13 protein-coding genes are annotated in these 16,119 nt (G+C 61.4%); 9 read left to right on the top strand and 4 right to left on the bottom strand.

All coding sequences use genetic code 11. The features are described from left to right. The first annotated feature begins 50 nt into the window (after positions 1-50). Positions 51-1,940, top strand: a complete 1,890-nt coding sequence (locus tag CUJ91_RS21670; protein WP_114157089.1) for a feruloyl-CoA synthase — start codon at positions 51-53, stop codon at positions 1,938-1,940. A 75-nt stretch (positions 1,941-2,015) separates the two neighbouring features. Here the strand turns inward: CUJ91_RS21670 and CUJ91_RS21665 are convergent, their stop codons facing one another. Next, positions 2,016-2,705 (bottom strand): hydrolase, encoded by a 690-nt coding sequence (locus tag CUJ91_RS21665; RefSeq protein ID WP_006046634.1) that lies wholly within the window; start codon positions 2,703-2,705, stop codon positions 2,016-2,018. 436 nt (positions 2,706-3,141) lie between these two features. On the opposite strand from CUJ91_RS21665, the gene CUJ91_RS21660 reads away from it, so the two are divergent. The 4 genes from CUJ91_RS21660 (at position 3,142) to CUJ91_RS21645 (ending at position 9,246) form a co-directional block, all read left to right on the top strand. After that, positions 3,142-5,397 carry a hybrid sensor histidine kinase/response regulator gene (locus CUJ91_RS21660; protein WP_114157088.1) on the top strand — a complete coding sequence of 752 codons (2,256 nt, stop codon included), beginning with the start codon at positions 3,142-3,144 and terminating at the stop codon, positions 5,395-5,397. A 317-nt stretch (positions 5,398-5,714) separates the two neighbouring features. Next, on the top strand, positions 5,715-6,731 hold the full coding sequence (locus CUJ91_RS21655) for an ATP-grasp fold amidoligase family protein (protein WP_114157087.1): 1,017 nt from the start codon (positions 5,715-5,717) through the stop codon (positions 6,729-6,731). A 235-nt stretch (positions 6,732-6,966) separates the two neighbouring features. After that, positions 6,967-7,968, top strand: a complete 1,002-nt coding sequence (locus CUJ91_RS21650; RefSeq protein ID WP_006046631.1) for a glycosyltransferase family 2 protein — start codon at positions 6,967-6,969, stop codon at positions 7,966-7,968. Positions 7,969-8,022: 54 nt separating this feature from the next. Beyond that, on the top strand, positions 8,023-9,246 hold the full coding sequence (locus CUJ91_RS21645; protein ID WP_114158024.1) for an acyltransferase family protein: 1,224 nt from the start codon (positions 8,023-8,025) through the stop codon (positions 9,244-9,246). 18 nt (positions 9,247-9,264) lie between these two features. Here the strand turns inward: CUJ91_RS21645 and CUJ91_RS21640 are convergent, their stop codons facing one another. After that, the gene (locus CUJ91_RS21640) at positions 9,265-10,116 is read right to left on the bottom strand and encodes an alpha/beta fold hydrolase (RefSeq protein WP_029965944.1); all 852 of its coding nucleotides are present in this window, start codon (positions 10,114-10,116) and stop codon (positions 9,265-9,267) included. 124 nt (positions 10,117-10,240) lie between these two features. On the opposite strand from CUJ91_RS21640, the gene CUJ91_RS21635 reads away from it, so the two are divergent. Continuing rightward, on the top strand, positions 10,241-11,062 hold the full coding sequence (locus tag CUJ91_RS21635; protein WP_171800019.1) for a LysR substrate-binding domain-containing protein: 822 nt from the start codon (positions 10,241-10,243) through the stop codon (positions 11,060-11,062). Between the two features lie 68 nt (positions 11,063-11,130). Next, a complete protein-coding gene (locus tag CUJ91_RS21630; RefSeq protein ID WP_114157086.1) occupies positions 11,131-12,051 on the top strand; it encodes an ATP adenylyltransferase family protein in 921 nt (306 codons plus the stop codon). Positions 12,052-12,089: 38 nt separating this feature from the next. On the opposite strand, the gene CUJ91_RS21625 is transcribed toward CUJ91_RS21630, so the two are convergent. Both CUJ91_RS21625 and CUJ91_RS21620 read right to left on the bottom strand, forming a co-directional pair. Next, positions 12,090-13,331, bottom strand: coding sequence for an NAD(P)/FAD-dependent oxidoreductase (locus CUJ91_RS21625; RefSeq protein ID WP_114157085.1), 1,242 nt, complete (start codon positions 13,329-13,331; stop codon positions 12,090-12,092). 28 nt (positions 13,332-13,359) lie between these two features. Beyond that, a complete protein-coding gene (locus CUJ91_RS21620) occupies positions 13,360-14,160 on the bottom strand; it encodes an ABC transporter substrate-binding protein (RefSeq protein WP_006046625.1) in 801 nt (266 codons plus the stop codon). A 238-nt stretch (positions 14,161-14,398) separates the two neighbouring features. Here CUJ91_RS21620 and CUJ91_RS21615 point away from each other — a divergent pair, with 238 nt between their 5' ends. Both CUJ91_RS21615 and CUJ91_RS21610 read left to right on the top strand, forming a co-directional pair. Further along, positions 14,399-15,367: an ornithine cyclodeaminase family protein gene (locus CUJ91_RS21615; RefSeq protein ID WP_114157084.1), complete on the top strand. Its 969-nt coding sequence runs from the start codon at positions 14,399-14,401 to the stop codon at positions 15,365-15,367. Positions 15,368-15,473: 106 nt separating this feature from the next. Next, complete coding sequence (locus CUJ91_RS21610) at positions 15,474-16,118, top strand: helix-turn-helix transcriptional regulator (RefSeq protein WP_006046623.1); 645 nt, start codon at positions 15,474-15,476, stop codon at positions 16,116-16,118. Position 16,119: the final 1 nt, after the last annotated feature.

Below are 16,119 nucleotides of genomic sequence, written 5' to 3'. Positions count from 1 at the left end.
GAATCCGCGTTCTTCGCAACAGACGAAAGACGGCAGGAAGGAGACAATCAGTGAATTTGCAGCCGACGCAATCCAGTGTCGACAATGAAACGTCCGTGCGTTATCGCGACGTGCGGATCGGTTCGGCGCCCGCACGCGTTCGCCGCGAGGCAGACGTCTGGTACATGGAGTCGACCGCGCAACCCGGCGCGTACCCGAAGCGTCTGACCGACCGGCTCGCGAGCGGCGCGCAACAGCATCCCGATCGCTGGCTCGTCGCGCGCCGCGGCGCGGACGGCGCATGGCACGGCATCAGCTATGCGCAGATGCTCGAGCACGCGCGCGCGATCGGCCAGGCGCTGCTCGATCGCAAGCTGTCGGCTGAACGGCCCGTCGCGATTCTCTCGGGCAACGATCTCGAACACATGATGTTCGCGCTCGGCGCAATGTGGGCCGGCGTGCCGTACGCCCCTATTTCGCCGGCCTATTCGCTCGTTTCCAGCGATTACGGCAAACTGCGCCACGCGCTCGAACTGCTCACGCCCGGCCTCGTATTCGCAACGGACGCCACTGCGTTCGCCGCCGCGATCGACACAACCTTGCCCGCCAATGTCGAAGTCGTCGCGGCGACCGGTTCGTGCGGACGCGCGATAACGAATCTGTCCACGCTGCTCGACACTGCGCCCACAACGGTCGATGCCGCGCACGAAGCCATCGCCGCTGACAGCATCGCCAAGTTTCTCTTCACGTCCGGCTCGACGATGTTGCCGAAGGCCGTGCCGACCACGCATCGCATGCTGTGCAGCAATCAGCAGATGCTGCTCGAAACGTTTCCGCAATTCGCCGACGAGCCTCCCGTGCTGGTCGACTGGCTGCCGTGGAATCACACCTTCGGCGGCAGTCATAACGCGGGCATCGCGCTCTATAACGGCGGCACGCTTTATATCGACGACGGCAAACCTGTCGGCAAGAAATTCGACGAGACGCTGCGCAATCTTCGTGAGATTGCGCCGACAATCTACTTCAACGTGCCGAAAGGCTGGGAGGAATTGACGAGCGCGCTCGAAAGCGACGCAACACTGCGCGAGACGTTTTTCTCACGCGTGAAGGTGTATTTCTTCGCGGGAGCCGGACTTTCGCAGGCAGCGTGGGATCGTTTGCAGCAGGTCACGGAGCGCCATTGCGGCGAGCGCATTCGCATCATGGCGGGCCTCGGCATGACGGAAACGTCGCCGTCGTGTCTCTTCACCACGCTCCCCGCGATGTGCGCGGGTTATGTCGGCGTGCCCGCGCCCGGTTGCGAAGTGAAACTCGTGCCCGTGGCGGGCAAGCTCGAAGCGCGCTTTCGCGGACCGCATGTGATGCGCGGCTATTGGCGCATGGACAGCGCGGCCACTGCGAAATCGTTCGACGAGGAAGGCTATTACTGCAGCGGCGACGCGCTCAAATTCGTGGACCCGCAGCAGCCGGAAGTGGGGCTGATGTTCGATGGCCGCATCGCCGAAGACTTCAAGCTGAGCTCGGGCACGTTCGTTAGCGTGGGGCCGATGCGGGCGCGCGTTATCTCGGCCGGCGCTCCGTATGTGCAGGACGTGGTCGTGACAGGACTCAATTGCGACGATGTCGGCATGCTGGTTTTTCCGCGACTCGACGATTGCCGGCGGCTCGCGCAACTGCCTGAGTCGGCAAATGCGTCCGAGATCGTGAATGCACCTGCCGTGCGGCAGTTCTTCACGGAACTGCTAGAGCGGCTCAATCGCGAATCGACGGGCGGCGCAACCACGATCGCGCGATTGCGTCTGCTCGACGTCGCGCCATCGCTCGATCTCGGCGAAATCACCGACAAAGGCTCGATCAACCAGCGCGCAGTGCTCACGCATCGCGCCGAGCTCGTGCAGGCGCTGCATGATTCCGTTCGGCGCGATCCGGACGCGATATACGCGCCGCACGTCTGGGTGTAAAACCAAATGACGCGGCGCGCGGGCTACGAGGCCGTAAGAGCCCCGAGGGCCGCGAATCGCGGCCCATTCGCTTACTTACTTGCGTGCCGGCACGGGCGCGAGCACCTCATGCGTTCCGGCCGCGCGCTGCGCCGCCTTGTGGACCATCGTGTACGCGTAGTCGACGCCCATACCGTACGCGCCCGAGTGCTCCTTGACGATGCCCATGACCGCGTCGTACGTCTCTTTGTGCGCCCAGTCGCGCTGCCATTCGAGCAGCACCTGTTGCCACGTCACCGGCACCACGCCGGCCTGAATCATGCGCTGCATCGAATATTCGTGCGCTTCTTTCGACGTGCCACCCGATGCGTCCGCAACCATATAGATCTCGTAGTCGCCTTCGTCCATCGCGCACAGCGAGAAGGTGTTGTTGCAGACTTCCGTCCACAGGCCCGCGACCACGACTTTCTTGCGGCCATTAGCGGCGAGCGAGTCGCGCACCTTCTGGTCGTCCCACGAATTCATCGACGTGCGCTCGAGCACCTTATGGCCCGGGAATACATCCAGCAACTCGGGGTACGTATAGCCCGAAAAGCTCTCCGATTCCACCGTCGTGATGGTGGTCGGAATATTGAACACGCGCGCGGCCTTCGCGAGGCCCACTACGTTGTTCTTCAGCACCTGACGGTCGATCGACTGGACGCCGAAAGCCATCTGCGGCTGCTGGTCGATGAAGATGATCTGCGAGTTCGCAGGCGTGAGGACTTGGAGTTTCGGATTAGCCATGGTTTTGTAGATCCTGAAGGTCGAAAAGGGGTCTGCTGACAGGTCGACTGACGGGTTGACTGTCAGCGGGAACGCGCGCCGCACTTGCTTCTGCTGCGAGGAACTGCAATGCAGTCTATCGGCGGCCCTCTGCGGAGTCCTTGTCCAGGTCCTTAATCGTTCTTAAAAATAACAAAGCGAAAGCTGGCGACATTAAAAGCCGACGAAAGCCCCGCCCAACAAGCCTGAAGCGCTTGCGGGCCGCGCCAGGCACAGGCCTTGCTGCCAATGCAGGTTGGGTCGGCGGCCGTTCCGTTAGAGACGCCGACCGTTTTGCGCTGCATCTGCCGAGCGCGCTTCTTCAGGAAAGCGCCATCGCGCTTTGCAACGCATGTTCCGCATTACAACCGGCGGGTAAATTCTTCGAAAGGAGAAGCTCTCGTCATGGCAGTCAAAGATGCTCACTAGCACCAACCCGTCTCACGAGGACACGCACGACACCGGCCATTTCGTCCAATTCTACGAATCCGACGCGAGCTTGACCGAAGACGTGGGCGTCTTTCTGCTGCGAGCACTCGACGCAGGCGGCAGCGCGATCGTCATCGCCACGGCCGATCACGTCGCGTCGCTCACTTCATGGCTCGATGCGCGCCTGACTGCGCCCGCGCGACCCGCCTCGCATGACGCGCTTATCCTGCTCGATGCCCAGGCTACGCTTGATCGCTTCATGGTCGACGGCTGGCCCGACGAGGCGCGCTTTATTTCGACGGTCGGCGCGGTCGTCGCCAAAGCGGCTCAGCGCGGACAGCCACTGCATGCGTTCGGAGAGATGGTCGCGGTTCTCTGCGAGCAAGGACTCGGCGATGCCGCGTTGCGTCTCGAGGAACTCTGGAACCGCCTCGCCGCGCATCACAGCTTCTCGCTTTTTTGCGCCTATCCTGAGCACCTCTTTCCTGGTGCCGAGCAGACGCAACTGTTTCGCCACATTTGCCACGCGCATCATCATGTTATGGCCGGCAGCCCGTTGCGTGATGCCGGCAGCAAGGAACTGCATCTGCGACTCGCACTAGCCGAGCAGCGCGCAAGATCGCTCGAAGATGAAATGAACCGCAGAAGGACCGCCGAGCATCAGCGCGACGCCGTGCTGATGAACTCTCCGGTCGCGTCGGCGCTTCTTCTTGGGGACAAGCACACGTTCCAGCTCGCTAACCCGCGCTATCTCGGCATGGTGAAGCGCGAGGATCTGCTCGGCCGCGCGTATCTCGACGCGTTTCCGCACGAGCGCGGCGGGCCGATTGCCGCCGCGCTCAAGCACGTTTACGAACATGGCTTGCCGATCGTGCACGAGGAGTATCGAACTGGCAATATCGGCGATATCGGCAGCATCGGCAATTCGCTTTCGGCACGCGTTTATACGCTGCATTTCGAACCGTTGCGTGCATCGTCGGGGAAGATCGAGGGCGTCATTCTCAGTGCGGTGGAAGTCACCGGCTACGTGCGTGCCCGCGAAACGCTCGAAAAGTCGCGTGCAGACCGTGAGCTTCTGCTTGCGGAATTACGCAAGGCGAATGGCGCAAAAGATGAGTTTCTCGCGATGCTCGGACACGAACTGCGCAATCCGCTCGCGCCCATCGTCAGCGCGCTCGAATTGATGGAGCGGCGCGGCACTGATTCGGCCGCACGCGAGCGCGCGGTTATTCAGCGTCATGTCGATCATCTCGTGCGCCTCGTCGACGATCTGCTCGACGTTTCGCGCATCATCCGCGGCAATGTCGAACTGGACAAGCACCGGGTCGACGTGCACGAAGTCATCACGAAGGCCGTGGAGATGACGAGCGTACTCGTGCAGCAACGCGCTCATCGTTTGAAGATCGACGTCGATGAGGCGCTCGAATGTGTGGCAGACCTGATGCGGCTCGCGCAGGTCATCGCTAACCTGCTCATCAACGCTGCGAAATACACGCAAGCGGGCGGCGAGATCACGGTCAGCGCGATGGCCGCAGACGCTGACCATATCCGCATCCGCGTGTGCGATAACGGCATGGGCATTGCGCCAGACGTGTTGCCTCACGTCTTCGATACGTTCTATCAAGGCACGCAGACAATCGACCGCGCCGAAGGCGGGCTCGGTATCGGGCTCGCTCTCGTCAAGAACTTCGTCAAGCTGCATGGCGGACACGTGGAAGCAGCGAGCGGCGGCCCCGGTTGCGGCAGCGAGTTTACGATCGTGCTGCCGCGCGCGTCGTCGGAGACAACGACCGGCAATGCGAGCGAAGCCATCCGTGTCGCGGAGCCTGCGCCAGTCGTCGTGCCTCGTGATGAGCCAGACAGCAGCACCCGGCAACGGCGCATATTGCTAGTGGACGATAACGTCGATGCCGCGGACGCACTCGCGGAACTGCTGCGAAGCTATGGTCATTCGGTGAAGACCGTCTACGATCCAACGGCGGCGCTTGCAGAGGCGAATACTTTCAGACCCACTGTATCCGTACTCGACATCGGATTGCCTGTCATGGACGGCTATGAACTTGCCCGGCAGTTGCGACTGCGTTCGGGCAACCGGCCGTGCGTGCTGGTCGCGTTGACGGGCTACGGTCAAAAGGCAGACCGCGACCGCAGCCATGCGGCGGGTTTCGATCATCACTTCGTTAAACCGCTGAAGCCCGCGGATTTACTGGAAGTAATCGACAACGCATCAGACGCGTCGCTCTAAAGTCGATAGGCTTACGGCCTCCCTGCATTACGGCCGGCGAATTGAAAATCATTCGCCAATTAGCAGCTTTGCGCTGTTCGCTTCGGCCACTTTCTTTCGATTGCCAGACACCGTTATGCCTGGTGATTGGCCGTTGGCCGCGGCTGGCCTATCCACCTCCCACAGAAACGGCCGCTTTCACTGGATTAGGCCAAAACACCTTCGTTTAGCGACGCCTTCAATTGCGCCGGGTTCCGTGCGTTAACCTCGCATCGTGATACATCGGGAAGCCTGGCCGGGCTCTGATTGTCGCGCGAACTACTTACGGGACTCGAAAAATGACGACGACCAACTCAGTACAATTTCCGGGTGAAGCCGGTACTTCCGTACCGCAACAACCAGCCAGGTTAGCGGAAAGCACGGCTCCAGTGCGGCGGCAATCGACGCTGCGCAAGCTCAAGGAAGCAGCCAAGTCGCTACTGCCGACGCCGGTGTTTCTAAGCCTGCTGCATCACAAGGAAATAGGTCGTTATCCGAATCTGCTTCGCCCCACTACTTTCAACGAAAAGATCCTGCAAAAAAGCCTGCGGCCCGACCCGTGGTTCGCGGAGTTGACCGACAAGCTCACGGTTCGCGAGTACGTCGCGAGAAAGCTCGGAGAAGAACATGTTATACCGCTACTCGCGGCGCCCGAGATCTTCACGAGAGAAGTATTCGACGCGTTGCCGAACTCGTTCGTGATGAAGGCGAATCACGGCAGCACGTATGTCGAAGTAGTGAGAGACAAATCGACACGCTCTTTCGAACAACTGAGTCAGCTTGCAAATCACTGGCTGACGCTCGACTTCTACAAGATCGCGCGCGAAAAACACTATCGCGAGATCAAGCCGCGCATCTTCTTCGAACGACTGTTGCTCGACAATAGCGGGCAGATACCGGCAGATTACAAGCTGCACTGCTTCGGCGGGCGAAGCGGAAAGCCGCTCATCTATATTCTCGTGATCTCCGACAGGTTCGGCGCCGACACGCGCGGCGACATCTACGACACCGACTGGAATCATCTCGACATGGCCATTGGCGCGTATAAGCCGAGCCCAAAGCCCGCGCCTCGTCCCGAGAACCTGGATGCGATTCTCGCCGCCGCGACCACGCTATGCGGCGATTTCGACTACGTTCGCGTGGACCTTTACGCGCCGGATAACCAGATCTACTTCGGCGAGCTGACCTTCACGCCGGGGGCCGGCGTGCTGCCCTTCACGCCCGACCGGATCGACTACGAGTGGGGTCGACTCGTGCCTGACGCATTCCTGTCGACCAGGCCGCCTTTACCGATGCATTCGGTCAGCGCTGCGTAACGCTTGCCGATTTTTTTCGGCAAATTTGTCGCTCGTCTGCGTGGCGTCTGGGCGCTTGCTCCCGGCTTTACCGAAGCCAAATCGAGTCGCTGCCCGCTGTGTTATCGACCGCACATATCGCATTACCGTTTGTTGGCGGCGCAACCAACGGAAAGGTAAATTGATTTGTGCTAGTTCGGCAAATGTCCCATGCGACCCGATGTGCGGTTGCGGTTCACGACAGTGGTGAATAAATATGCAAAACGTGACGATCGTCATCTGTAATTACAACTATGGCCGCTTTCTCGCCAAGGCAATCGACTCAGCGCTCGCCCAGGATTATCCCGCGACGCAGGTGCTCGTGATCGACGACGGATCGACAGACGGCTCTCGCGACATCATTGAAAGCTACGGCTCCCGCGTTAAAGTGTTCTACAAGCAGAATGGCGGCCAGGTCTCCGTCTATAACGACGCGGTCAATATCATCGACACCGAATTCGTCATGCTGCTCGATTCCGACGATCTGCTCTATGCGCACGCGGTGTCGAACGTGATGCGAGTGTTTGAAACGGGCAACTTCGTCAAGGTTCAATTCCGGCTCGACGTTATCGATCCGACGGGCAAACCTTCCGGTACTTATGTGCCGCATTCGGCGGCCCCGAGCGATTGCGGCAGCCTGCTGCGCCAGGGCTGGCTGTATCCGTCGCCGCCGGCATCGGGCAACGCGTACCGGACAAGCGCACTAAGAAAGATATTCCCCGTGCCGGAAGCCAACGTGAATCGTTACGGCGCGGACTTCTATGCGATTTACGGTGTCGCGCTGGTCGGAGCCGTCGCGACTATTTCCGAATCGCTCGGCGCATACCGCGTGCATCGCACCGAAAACTGCGGGATCGATTTCGCGAACTCGGAAAGCAACGACAAGGCACCCAAGGCGTTGACCAAACGCTGGGCGATTCTGCGGCAGATGGCGCGCGCGCGTTTGGGCATTGAACTCCCTCTTTGCTTCTATGACTTCTCGCTCGAAAAGTCGTACTTCTGTTCCGCCGTCTATCAGGCGCCGTTTGCGAAGCGCTGGCGATGGGTGAGCCGACAGTCGCATAGTTACTTTCGCTCGATCCTCGGCAATCCCTTCTGGAGCTACAAGAAAAAGATCGGCACGCTGGCGCTCTCAAGCCTTTGCCTTCTACCCTTTTCCGCACTCTCCGATTTTGCCGTTCGCTATATTGCCAACCCTCTTGCCCGGCGTCGCCTTTAGTCATCCCAAACAAATTCCGATTGAGATCGCAACCCATCTCGCATGGACCTGATGATGAACAAGTTCGTTGGCCTCGACGTGCTGCGCTTTGCACTCGCCGTTTATCTGATGGTCTTTCACTCGATACATCAGTACCCGCAGTACGTGACGTTGCCGTTGATCGAACTGGCCAATCTCGGCGGATTCGCCACCAGTTCGTTCTTCATTCTGTCGGGCTTTATTCTGGCCCACGTCTACTTCGGACGCACGACTGAACTGCGCGGCGGCACCCGTGAATTCTTCGTGAAGCGCCTGTCCAATCTTTACCCGGTGCATCTGATCGCGCTTGTGCTGGTGCTTCTGGTCTCAGTGGCAGGCACGCGTGGGTTTCAACAGTTCGCAATCATGTCGCTCGACGATGCAGAGCATTTCGTTACGCTGAGCCCCGCGGAAACTGCCGTCCATTACGTGCTGAACCTCTTGCTGCTGCAGGTGTGGTATCCGCTGTATGGGTCGGTGAATCCGCCGTCGTGGTCACTGGCGACATTGTTCTTCTTCTATCTCGCCTTTCCATTCTTTGCGCCGCGCCTTCTCAAGGCCCGGAACAAGTACCGGCTCCTGGTCGTGCTGTGGGTTCTTTATCTGATTCCGCCTGTCGCCGCCACGCTCATGCACTGGTACGGTCCAGCCGCGGTCGGCTTCGTCACGCGCAATCCGGTGCTGCGGCTGCCTGAATTTCTCGCGGGTATCGTGGCGTATGGACTGTTTCGCGAGGGGCAACTCAATGCACTATACGAAAGCCGGGCGAAGGTCGTTGCAGCATTGCTCTTCTTTGCGGGCTCGTTCGCGATTGCCGCGTGGCTCGAGTCGCACGGGCCGCTCAATACGCGCTATGTCGTTCACAACGGCGCATTGATGCCGGCCGAAGTGGTGCTCGTCATCGTCTTCGCGGGACTCGCGGTGCCCGCGCGATTCGCGGCACTCTCGACTCGTCTTGGCAACTCGGCGCTGTCCATCTTTGCGATTCACGTCCCGATCTTTCTGGTGCTAATGAAAGTATTGAAACTGCTTTCGATCGGAAAGTCGCCGCTATGGTGCGCTGCGCATTTCTCCGAATGCGTCGCGGCGTCGAAAGAAGTCATACCTAGCATGGCGACGTATCCGCTGTATCTGATCGGGACGGTCATCGCGGCTGTGTACTTTCAGGAGCGGCTGGTCGCGCCGTTAAGAGACTGGATTCGCAGCCGATTCCTCACGACGCGGCCGCGCGCGCCGGCAGCCGGCGCCAGAAGTCTTTGAGAGAACTTACGCTACCGCTCAGAAGCTCGCAAACGAATGCACGAGCCGATTAAAGGCGCCCGCGTTCGACACATTCATGCCGTGTGACGCGCCCGCGATTGTCTGCTTGTCCGCGTAATCGATCCACTCCGCGAGCTTCTCGACGTTGTTGCGGAACATACGCGGGCTCCGTTGGCCCTCGATCAACAGCGTTCTGCATTGGATGCTACGCGCGGCCTCACGCGAATACGCGGGCAACGGATCGCGAAACTGCTTTGGCAAAGTCGCTGCGTTGTCGGCGGCCATCGTGCGAAACGCAATCGAACTCTTGCGCCACGAGCCCGGCGCACTCACGGAGTCGACGAAAAGCTCGAGCCCCGCTTCGATCTCGCCGCCTTCGATCAACTCCGCCACGCGCGCGCGCAGCGCATTCGTCGCGGCCGGCAGCGCGGCCTCGGCCATGCCGTCCATCTGCAACGGACCGCCCGGATCGGCGAGCGTAAGCGTCTTGACAAGCCGCGGATGCTCGCGCGCCATGTGAAATGCGACGCAGCCGCCGCGCGAATGCCCGACCAGATGCACGGGCGCGATGTCGAGCGCCTCGATGAATTCCGCGAGTTCGGCGACATGCGTCTGCCAGCCGAATTCGCCCTGAATGCACGCCTCGCTCGCCGGCCAATAGTGGCTCAGGCTCACGGAGATGCAGCGAAAATGCTCCGACAGCGCCGCCGTCTGCGCGCTCCAGTAGCGGTAGTCGCACAGCGAGCCGTGCACGAAGACGAGCGGCTCACCCTGTCCGCACTCGACGTACGGCACGCAAATGCCCGACGCGATCGTCGCAAACGACAGCTCGGGCGCGGCTAGCAGGGAGAAATCGGTTCGGGCGTTCATACACTGGCTCCTTTGCCAGCACTATGCCGCACGTCAACATTTAAGAAAATCGCGTAATATTGATGGAATCCATCTACTTTTCTGATATCACGCCTTGAAAGCTCTTGATCTCGACGTCATGACGATGATCGTCGCCGTGGCGGACGCCGGCAATATCAGCCGTGCGGCCGAAGTCGTGCACCGCTCGCAGTCGGCGGTAAGCATGCAGATCAAAACGCTTGAAACCGCGCTCGGCAAGCCGCTTTTCGTGCGCAAGCCGAGAAGCGTCGTGCCCACGCAAGACGGCGAAGTGCTGCTCGCCTACGCGCGCCGCATGCTGGCGTTGCGCGACGAAGCCTGGGCCGCCGTGGTCCGGCCCGACGTGACCGGCCGCGTGAGCATCGGCGTGCCGGACGACTACGCGTCGTCGCTGCTGCCGCCCATCCTCAAGAAATTTTCCGCGACCTATCCGAAGGTTGAGATTCGGGTGGTCGGCCTGCCGAGCGTCGCACTCGCGCCGATGGTGAAGGACGGTTCGGTCGATCTCGTCTGCGCGACGCGCGTGAAGGGTTTGGCAGGAGAGTTTCTGCGACTCGAGCCGATGGTGTGGGCCGCGTCGCCGAGCGCGCACGACATCTGGCGCGAACGGCCCTTGCCGATCGCGGTGTTCTTGCCTGGCAGCGTCGCGCGCGAAAATGCGATCCGCAGCCTCGAACAGGCGCGAATCAGCTATCGCACGTCGTATGAAAGCCCGAGCCTGATGGGACTCGTGTCGATGGCCGAGGCTGGTCTTGCGGTCGTTCCGCTCGCGCAATGCGCCGTTCCCGCGCACTTCGCGCTACTCGGCCAGGCGCAGGGCTTGCCCGAAATCGCGGCGCTCGAAGTGGTGCTCGCGCGCAGCACGGCATCGAAGCGCCCGCCCTGCGATTTTCTCGCGGAGAAGATCATTGCGGAGTTGAGGCGCTAGGTCGCCGTTCGCGCGACGAGTGTATAAAGTGAGCTACATGTCGCGCAAAACCGAAGCCGCTCATTGCCATGAACACGCCTCCTCGTGAATCATCGGGCACCTTGTGGTCCGCCATCGTGCGCCAAACCGCGCATGCACTGGCTTGCGGCGCGTTGCGTCGCATACAAACGCGCCTCGTGACGATTGAAGACGGCGGCGTGCGGTTCCTGATCCGGCAAGTGTCGAGCCTCGAACGCAAGGAGCAGCACGCGCAACAACGCAAGACGGAATCGCCAAGCAATCGCGCAGCCAATCCTTTTCTGCCCTGCGAGCCCGATCTCTTCGTCGCCGATTTATCGGACACGCATATCGTCCTGCTCAACAAGTTCAACGTCATCGACCACCATCTGCTGATCGTGACGCGCCGCTTCGAGTTGCAGGAAAACCTGCTGAATCCAGCGGATTTCCGCGCGTTATTCGATTGCATCACGCAGTTCGAGAGCCTCGGTTTTTACAATGGCGGCCCGGCTGCCGGCGCGAGTCAGCCGCACAAGCACTTGCAGATCGTGCCGCTGCCACTCGACGAAAGCGCGCCTCATCTGCCGATCGAGCCGTTGCTCGCGGCCGCGCGCAACGACGGCGCGGTTTGCACTGTGCCCGGCCTCGGCTTTGTGCACGCGTTCGCCGCGCTTGATGAGAAGCTCGCGGATAGACCGCAGGAACTGGCCCGCATTGCGTTCGATACGTATCTGCGTTTGCTCGACGCGAGCCGTTTGCACGCTGTGGATGTGGACGGCGAACCGCGGCAGTCGGCGCCCTACAATCTGCTCGTCACCACGCGATGGATGATGCTCGTGCCGCGCTCTGTCGAAAGCACTGAGGGCATCGCAGTCAACGCATTGGGGTTTGCCGGTTCTCTTTTTGTGAGGAACGATGCGCAGATGCAAACGATCACGCGGCTCGGTCCAATGAATGTGCTGCAACGCGTTGCGGGAACGATTGCAGCGTAGACGTTGCATGCAAGCGGACGCAACTGAACGCGAAACGTCTACCCGAACCGCTCGACCCGAAACGGACGCGCATCCGCAAAAGGCTCTACGCCCGTCATCATTTCGGCGAGCAGTCGCCCGGTCACCGGACCGAGCGTCAATCCATGATGGTTGTGGCCGAAACAAAACCATAGACCTGTATGACGCGGCGCGGGTCCGATGATAGGCCGCATGTCGGGCGTGCACGGACGCAAGCCGAGCCACGGGTTCGCATCGAGCCGCTCGCCGAGTCCAAACACGGACTTCGCCGAGCGCTCCGCGCGTTCGAGCTGAATGCCGGTCGGCTTCGCGTCGCGCCGCGCGATCTCGACGCCTGTGGTGAGCCGCAGGCGCCCTTGCATTGGCGCGACCACGTAGCCTTGTTCGGAATCGACGTAAGGCATGGACAGCATGGGCTTCGTCGGCCGATAGTGCATGTGATAGCCGCGTTTTGCGCGCAGCGGAATGCGATAGCCGAGCGGTTCGAACACCTGGTCGGACCACGGACCGAGCGCGACCACGACCTCTTTTGCACTGATGCTGCCCGCCGATGTGCGCACGGTCCACGCGCCCGCTTGTGGTTGCAGCGTCGTCGCATCGCCGGTCAACAACGTGCCGCCGTCCTGTTCGAAGAGACGCGCGTAACCCTTCGTCAGCGCCCCCGGATTCACGATGCTTTTCGGGTCCTGCCAGTGCAGCGCGCCGCAGAATCCATCCGCGAGACCGGGCTCGTGCGTCGCCAATACCGTTGCATCGAGCGCGACCACGCGCAGTCCATGCGTTCGCGCGGTGGCCTCGGCGGCCGCCGCATTGCGCGCGAATTCCGCGGGCGTGCGAAACGCCTCCATCCAGCCTTTGCTGATCGCGAGATCCGCGAGACCGGCGCGGTCGATCAACAGATCGTGCTCCGCGACGCTTTGACGAATCAGCGGCAGCATGTCGCGCGCGGCGCTCATCAGCCGCTCGGGCGACGACTCCCACCAGAAGCGCGCGAGCCAGCCCGCGAACGACGGCAACGCGCGATAGTCCCAGTAAAGATCCGTCGACTGGTTGCGCGCATAGCGCAGCAGCGTGCCGAGATTGCGCGGAAACGCGTAAGGCACGACCGACGACGACTCGATCAGCCCCGCGTTGCCGAAACTGGTTTCCTCGCCGGGCGCCCGCCGGTCGACGAGCGCCACACGCCGGCCCCGGCTCTGCAAATGCAGCGCAGTCGACACGCCGACGATTCCTGCGCCCAGCACGATCACATCGAAATCCATAAGCTCGCTCTGCTGGCTCCGCAACACATTACTTCGCGATGATGTCGCGATTGAAGTACTTCTGCGAAAGCGCGCTGAGCGTGCCGTCTTTCTTCAGCGCCTCGAGCGCCGCGTCGACCTTCTTCGCGAGCGCCTTGTCGCCCTTGCGCAAGCCGAAGCCGGTTCCTTCGCCGAGCGTGGCGGGATCGCTGAGCGGCTGACCGGCAATCGCATAGTCGTGGCCGGCCGGCTTCTTCAGGAAGCCGTCTTCCACCGTTTGCGTCTCCTGCACGGCGGCGTCGAGCCGGCCCGCGACGAGGTCGGTGTACACCTGGTCCTGATCCGCGTACGAGACGACCGAGACGCCCGCGTTCGCCCAATGCGCCTTCAGAAAATCTTCCTGCGACGAACCTTGCAGCACACCGACCCGCTTGCCCTGCATGCTCTTCACATCCGGCATCAGGCCCGAGCCGCGCTTCGCGACCATCACGATCGGCACGATATAGATGGGACGCGTGAAGTCGATGGTCTGCTTACGCTTGGCCGTGATGTTCATCGCCGAATTGATGACGTCGAACTTGCGCGCCTGCAACGCGGGAATCAGGCCGTCGAACGCGTTTTCGACCCACTCGCATTTCACGGCCATCTTCGCGCACACCGCATTGCCGACGTCCACGTCGAAGCCCTGCAATTGACCCGTGGCGGTCTTGCTTTCGAAAGGCGGATAGGCGGCTTCAATGCCGAAGCGCAACGTGTTCTGGGTTTCCGCGCTGGCCGTGCCGACGGAACCGACAGCACCGGCCACAACAGCAGCGGCGACGAAAAGAGAGAGTTGGAGCTTGCGGAGCATGGTGGTTCCCTGTCTGTTGGGGATCGCGAATCAGCGGCACGAATGGGCGTCGCCTGTCTGCCTGGAGAGGCCGCGCGAATGTCGGTGAAAACCCGCGTCCGCGCCCTCTCTGGAACAACAGTCTATTGTGGACTCGGGCAAAAGCAAGCGATTTTCAAAATAAAAGTCCAGTCTGGACTTTTTGACTTTAGAATGGCCGTGACGCCGGATACCGGCAAACGTTGCGGAGAACAGGCACATGAGCACGACACACACGGACAAGGCGATTCCTCTGATCGTCGACGAAGAAACCGTTCGCAAAGCGCTACCGCATCTCGACGTGCGCGGAGCCTTGACGCGGATGTTTCGTGCGCTCGCGAACGACGCGGCCGTGCAGCCGCCGCAAACGCTCACGCTCTTTCCGCGCGGCGCGGGCGACTTCATCACGTACCTCGGCGCGATGTCGGACGCTCAGGTGTTCGGCGCGAAGCTGTCGCCCTACATCGTGACCGGTTCGAAGCCGGTGATCACCGCGTGGACCGCATTGATGTCGATGCAAACCGGCCAGCCGCTCATGTGGTGCGATGCGGGGCTGCTGACCATCGAGCGAACGGCCGGCACCACCGCGCTCGCCGTCGAGCATATGGCGCCGCCCGGCGCGCGCACGCTGGCGGTCGTCGGCGCAGGCGCGGTGGCGCAGGCTCATATTCGCCATCTCGCGGCGCTGAGGCCGTGGACTGCGATCCGCGTCTTCTCGCGCGATCTGAAGGATGACGAAATAACGCAGAAGAAAATCACGGCGCTCGATGAGCGCATCCACATCTGCACGCGCATTGAAGATTGCGTGGCAGACGCCGACGTCGTCGCGCTGTGCACGTCGTCCGGTACGCCCGTGCTGGCCGACGGGATGCTTCGCAAGCCCGCGCTCGTCACATCGATCAGCACGAACGCGGCAAACGCTCACGAGGTCCCGCCCGCGTGGATTCCCGCAATGGACGTGTACTGCGACTACAGACAAACCACTCCGGCAAGCGCGGGCGAAATGAAACTGGCCATTGAGCAGCACGGCTGGCACGCACGCAACGTGGCGGGCGATCTGCCGGAACTCGTCGCCGGTATCGCGGCGCGGCCGTCCTATGAAAAGCACGCATTTTTCCGCTCGATCGGGTTGGGACTCGAAGACGTGGCAATCGCATTCGAACTCTTCAGGCATCTGACCGCGCAATAGCGTCGATGCAGCGATGCCGCCTAAGCGGCCGCACGCGTCGCTCATGGCAAAATGACGCGCGAGCCGACGCGTTGTAGCCTCTGCGAAACCGGAACCCACCTGCCCTATGCGAAAGACCAAGACAACGGCCACGCGCCGCCTGCTTCTGGATCGATACAGCCGTGTCGCGGACGGCATCGCGCTGCTTTTTTTCCCCTACGTCGAGATCGTCATTCACGACCTGCACAGTCAGACGGTCGCGTACATCGCGAACAATCTGTCCAAGCGCGAGATCGGCGACGAGTCCGCGCTGGAGGAAATCGATCACACGGTCGAGTCCGGCACGATCGGGCCTTATGAAAAGATCAACTGGGACGGCAGGCGCATGCGCTGTGTGAGCACCGTGCTATTCGACGACGCGGACGTGGCGGTCGGGGTGATGTGCGTGAACTACAACATCGCCGTGTTCGAGGACGTCAAGCATGTGATCGACCGCGTGATTTCAGGCGCGGGCGTCGTGAAGCAACCCGAGGAACTCTTCAAGGACGACTGGCAGGAGCGCATCAACACGTTTCTTCACGCGTGGCTCCAGGAGCGTCAACTCGCGCTGAATTCGCTGACGCGCGACCATCGCCGCGAACTGGTGGAAGCGTTGTGGGCCGAAGGCGCGTTCAAAGGTAAGAGCGCGGCGAACTATGTGGCGAGCGTGCTGGGAATGGGCCGCGCCACCGTCTATCAACATATCCGCGATCTGCGCGGAGCAGCCGCGTAAG

It is taken from the genome of Paraburkholderia graminis (assembly GCF_003330785.1).
Taxonomy (GTDB): domain Bacteria; phylum Pseudomonadota; class Gammaproteobacteria; order Burkholderiales; family Burkholderiaceae; genus Paraburkholderia; species Paraburkholderia graminis.
This window is presented reverse-complemented; position numbering and strand designations above follow the sequence as displayed.

Bases quoted from the DNA above. Each gene is read 5' to 3' on its own strand.
- CUJ91_RS21665 (WP_006046634.1), bottom strand. From the start codon at position 2,705: ATGGCTAATCCGAAACTCCAAGTCCTCACGCCTGCGAACTCGCAGATC.
- CUJ91_RS21660 (WP_114157088.1), top strand. From the start codon at position 3,142: ATGCTCACTAGCACCAACCCGTCTCACGAGGACACGCACGACACCGGC.
- CUJ91_RS21655 (WP_114157087.1), top strand. From the start codon at position 5,715: ATGACGACGACCAACTCAGTACAATTTCCGGGTGAAGCCGGTACTTCC.
- CUJ91_RS21650 (WP_006046631.1), top strand. From the start codon at position 6,967: ATGCAAAACGTGACGATCGTCATCTGTAATTACAACTATGGCCGCTTT.
- CUJ91_RS21645 (WP_114158024.1), top strand. From the start codon at position 8,023: ATGAACAAGTTCGTTGGCCTCGACGTGCTGCGCTTTGCACTCGCCGTT.
- CUJ91_RS21640 (WP_029965944.1), bottom strand. From the start codon at position 10,116: ATGAACGCCCGAACCGATTTCTCCCTGCTAGCCGCGCCCGAGCTGTCG.
- CUJ91_RS21635 (WP_171800019.1), top strand. From the start codon at position 10,241: ATGATCGTCGCCGTGGCGGACGCCGGCAATATCAGCCGTGCGGCCGAA.
- CUJ91_RS21630 (WP_114157086.1), top strand. From the start codon at position 11,131: ATGAACACGCCTCCTCGTGAATCATCGGGCACCTTGTGGTCCGCCATC.
- CUJ91_RS21625 (WP_114157085.1), bottom strand. From the start codon at position 13,331: ATGGATTTCGATGTGATCGTGCTGGGCGCAGGAATCGTCGGCGTGTCG.
- CUJ91_RS21620 (WP_006046625.1), bottom strand. From the start codon at position 14,160: ATGCTCCGCAAGCTCCAACTCTCTCTTTTCGTCGCCGCTGCTGTTGTG.
- CUJ91_RS21615 (WP_114157084.1), top strand. From the start codon at position 14,399: ATGAGCACGACACACACGGACAAGGCGATTCCTCTGATCGTCGACGAA.
- CUJ91_RS21610 (WP_006046623.1), top strand. From the start codon at position 15,474: ATGCGAAAGACCAAGACAACGGCCACGCGCCGCCTGCTTCTGGATCGA.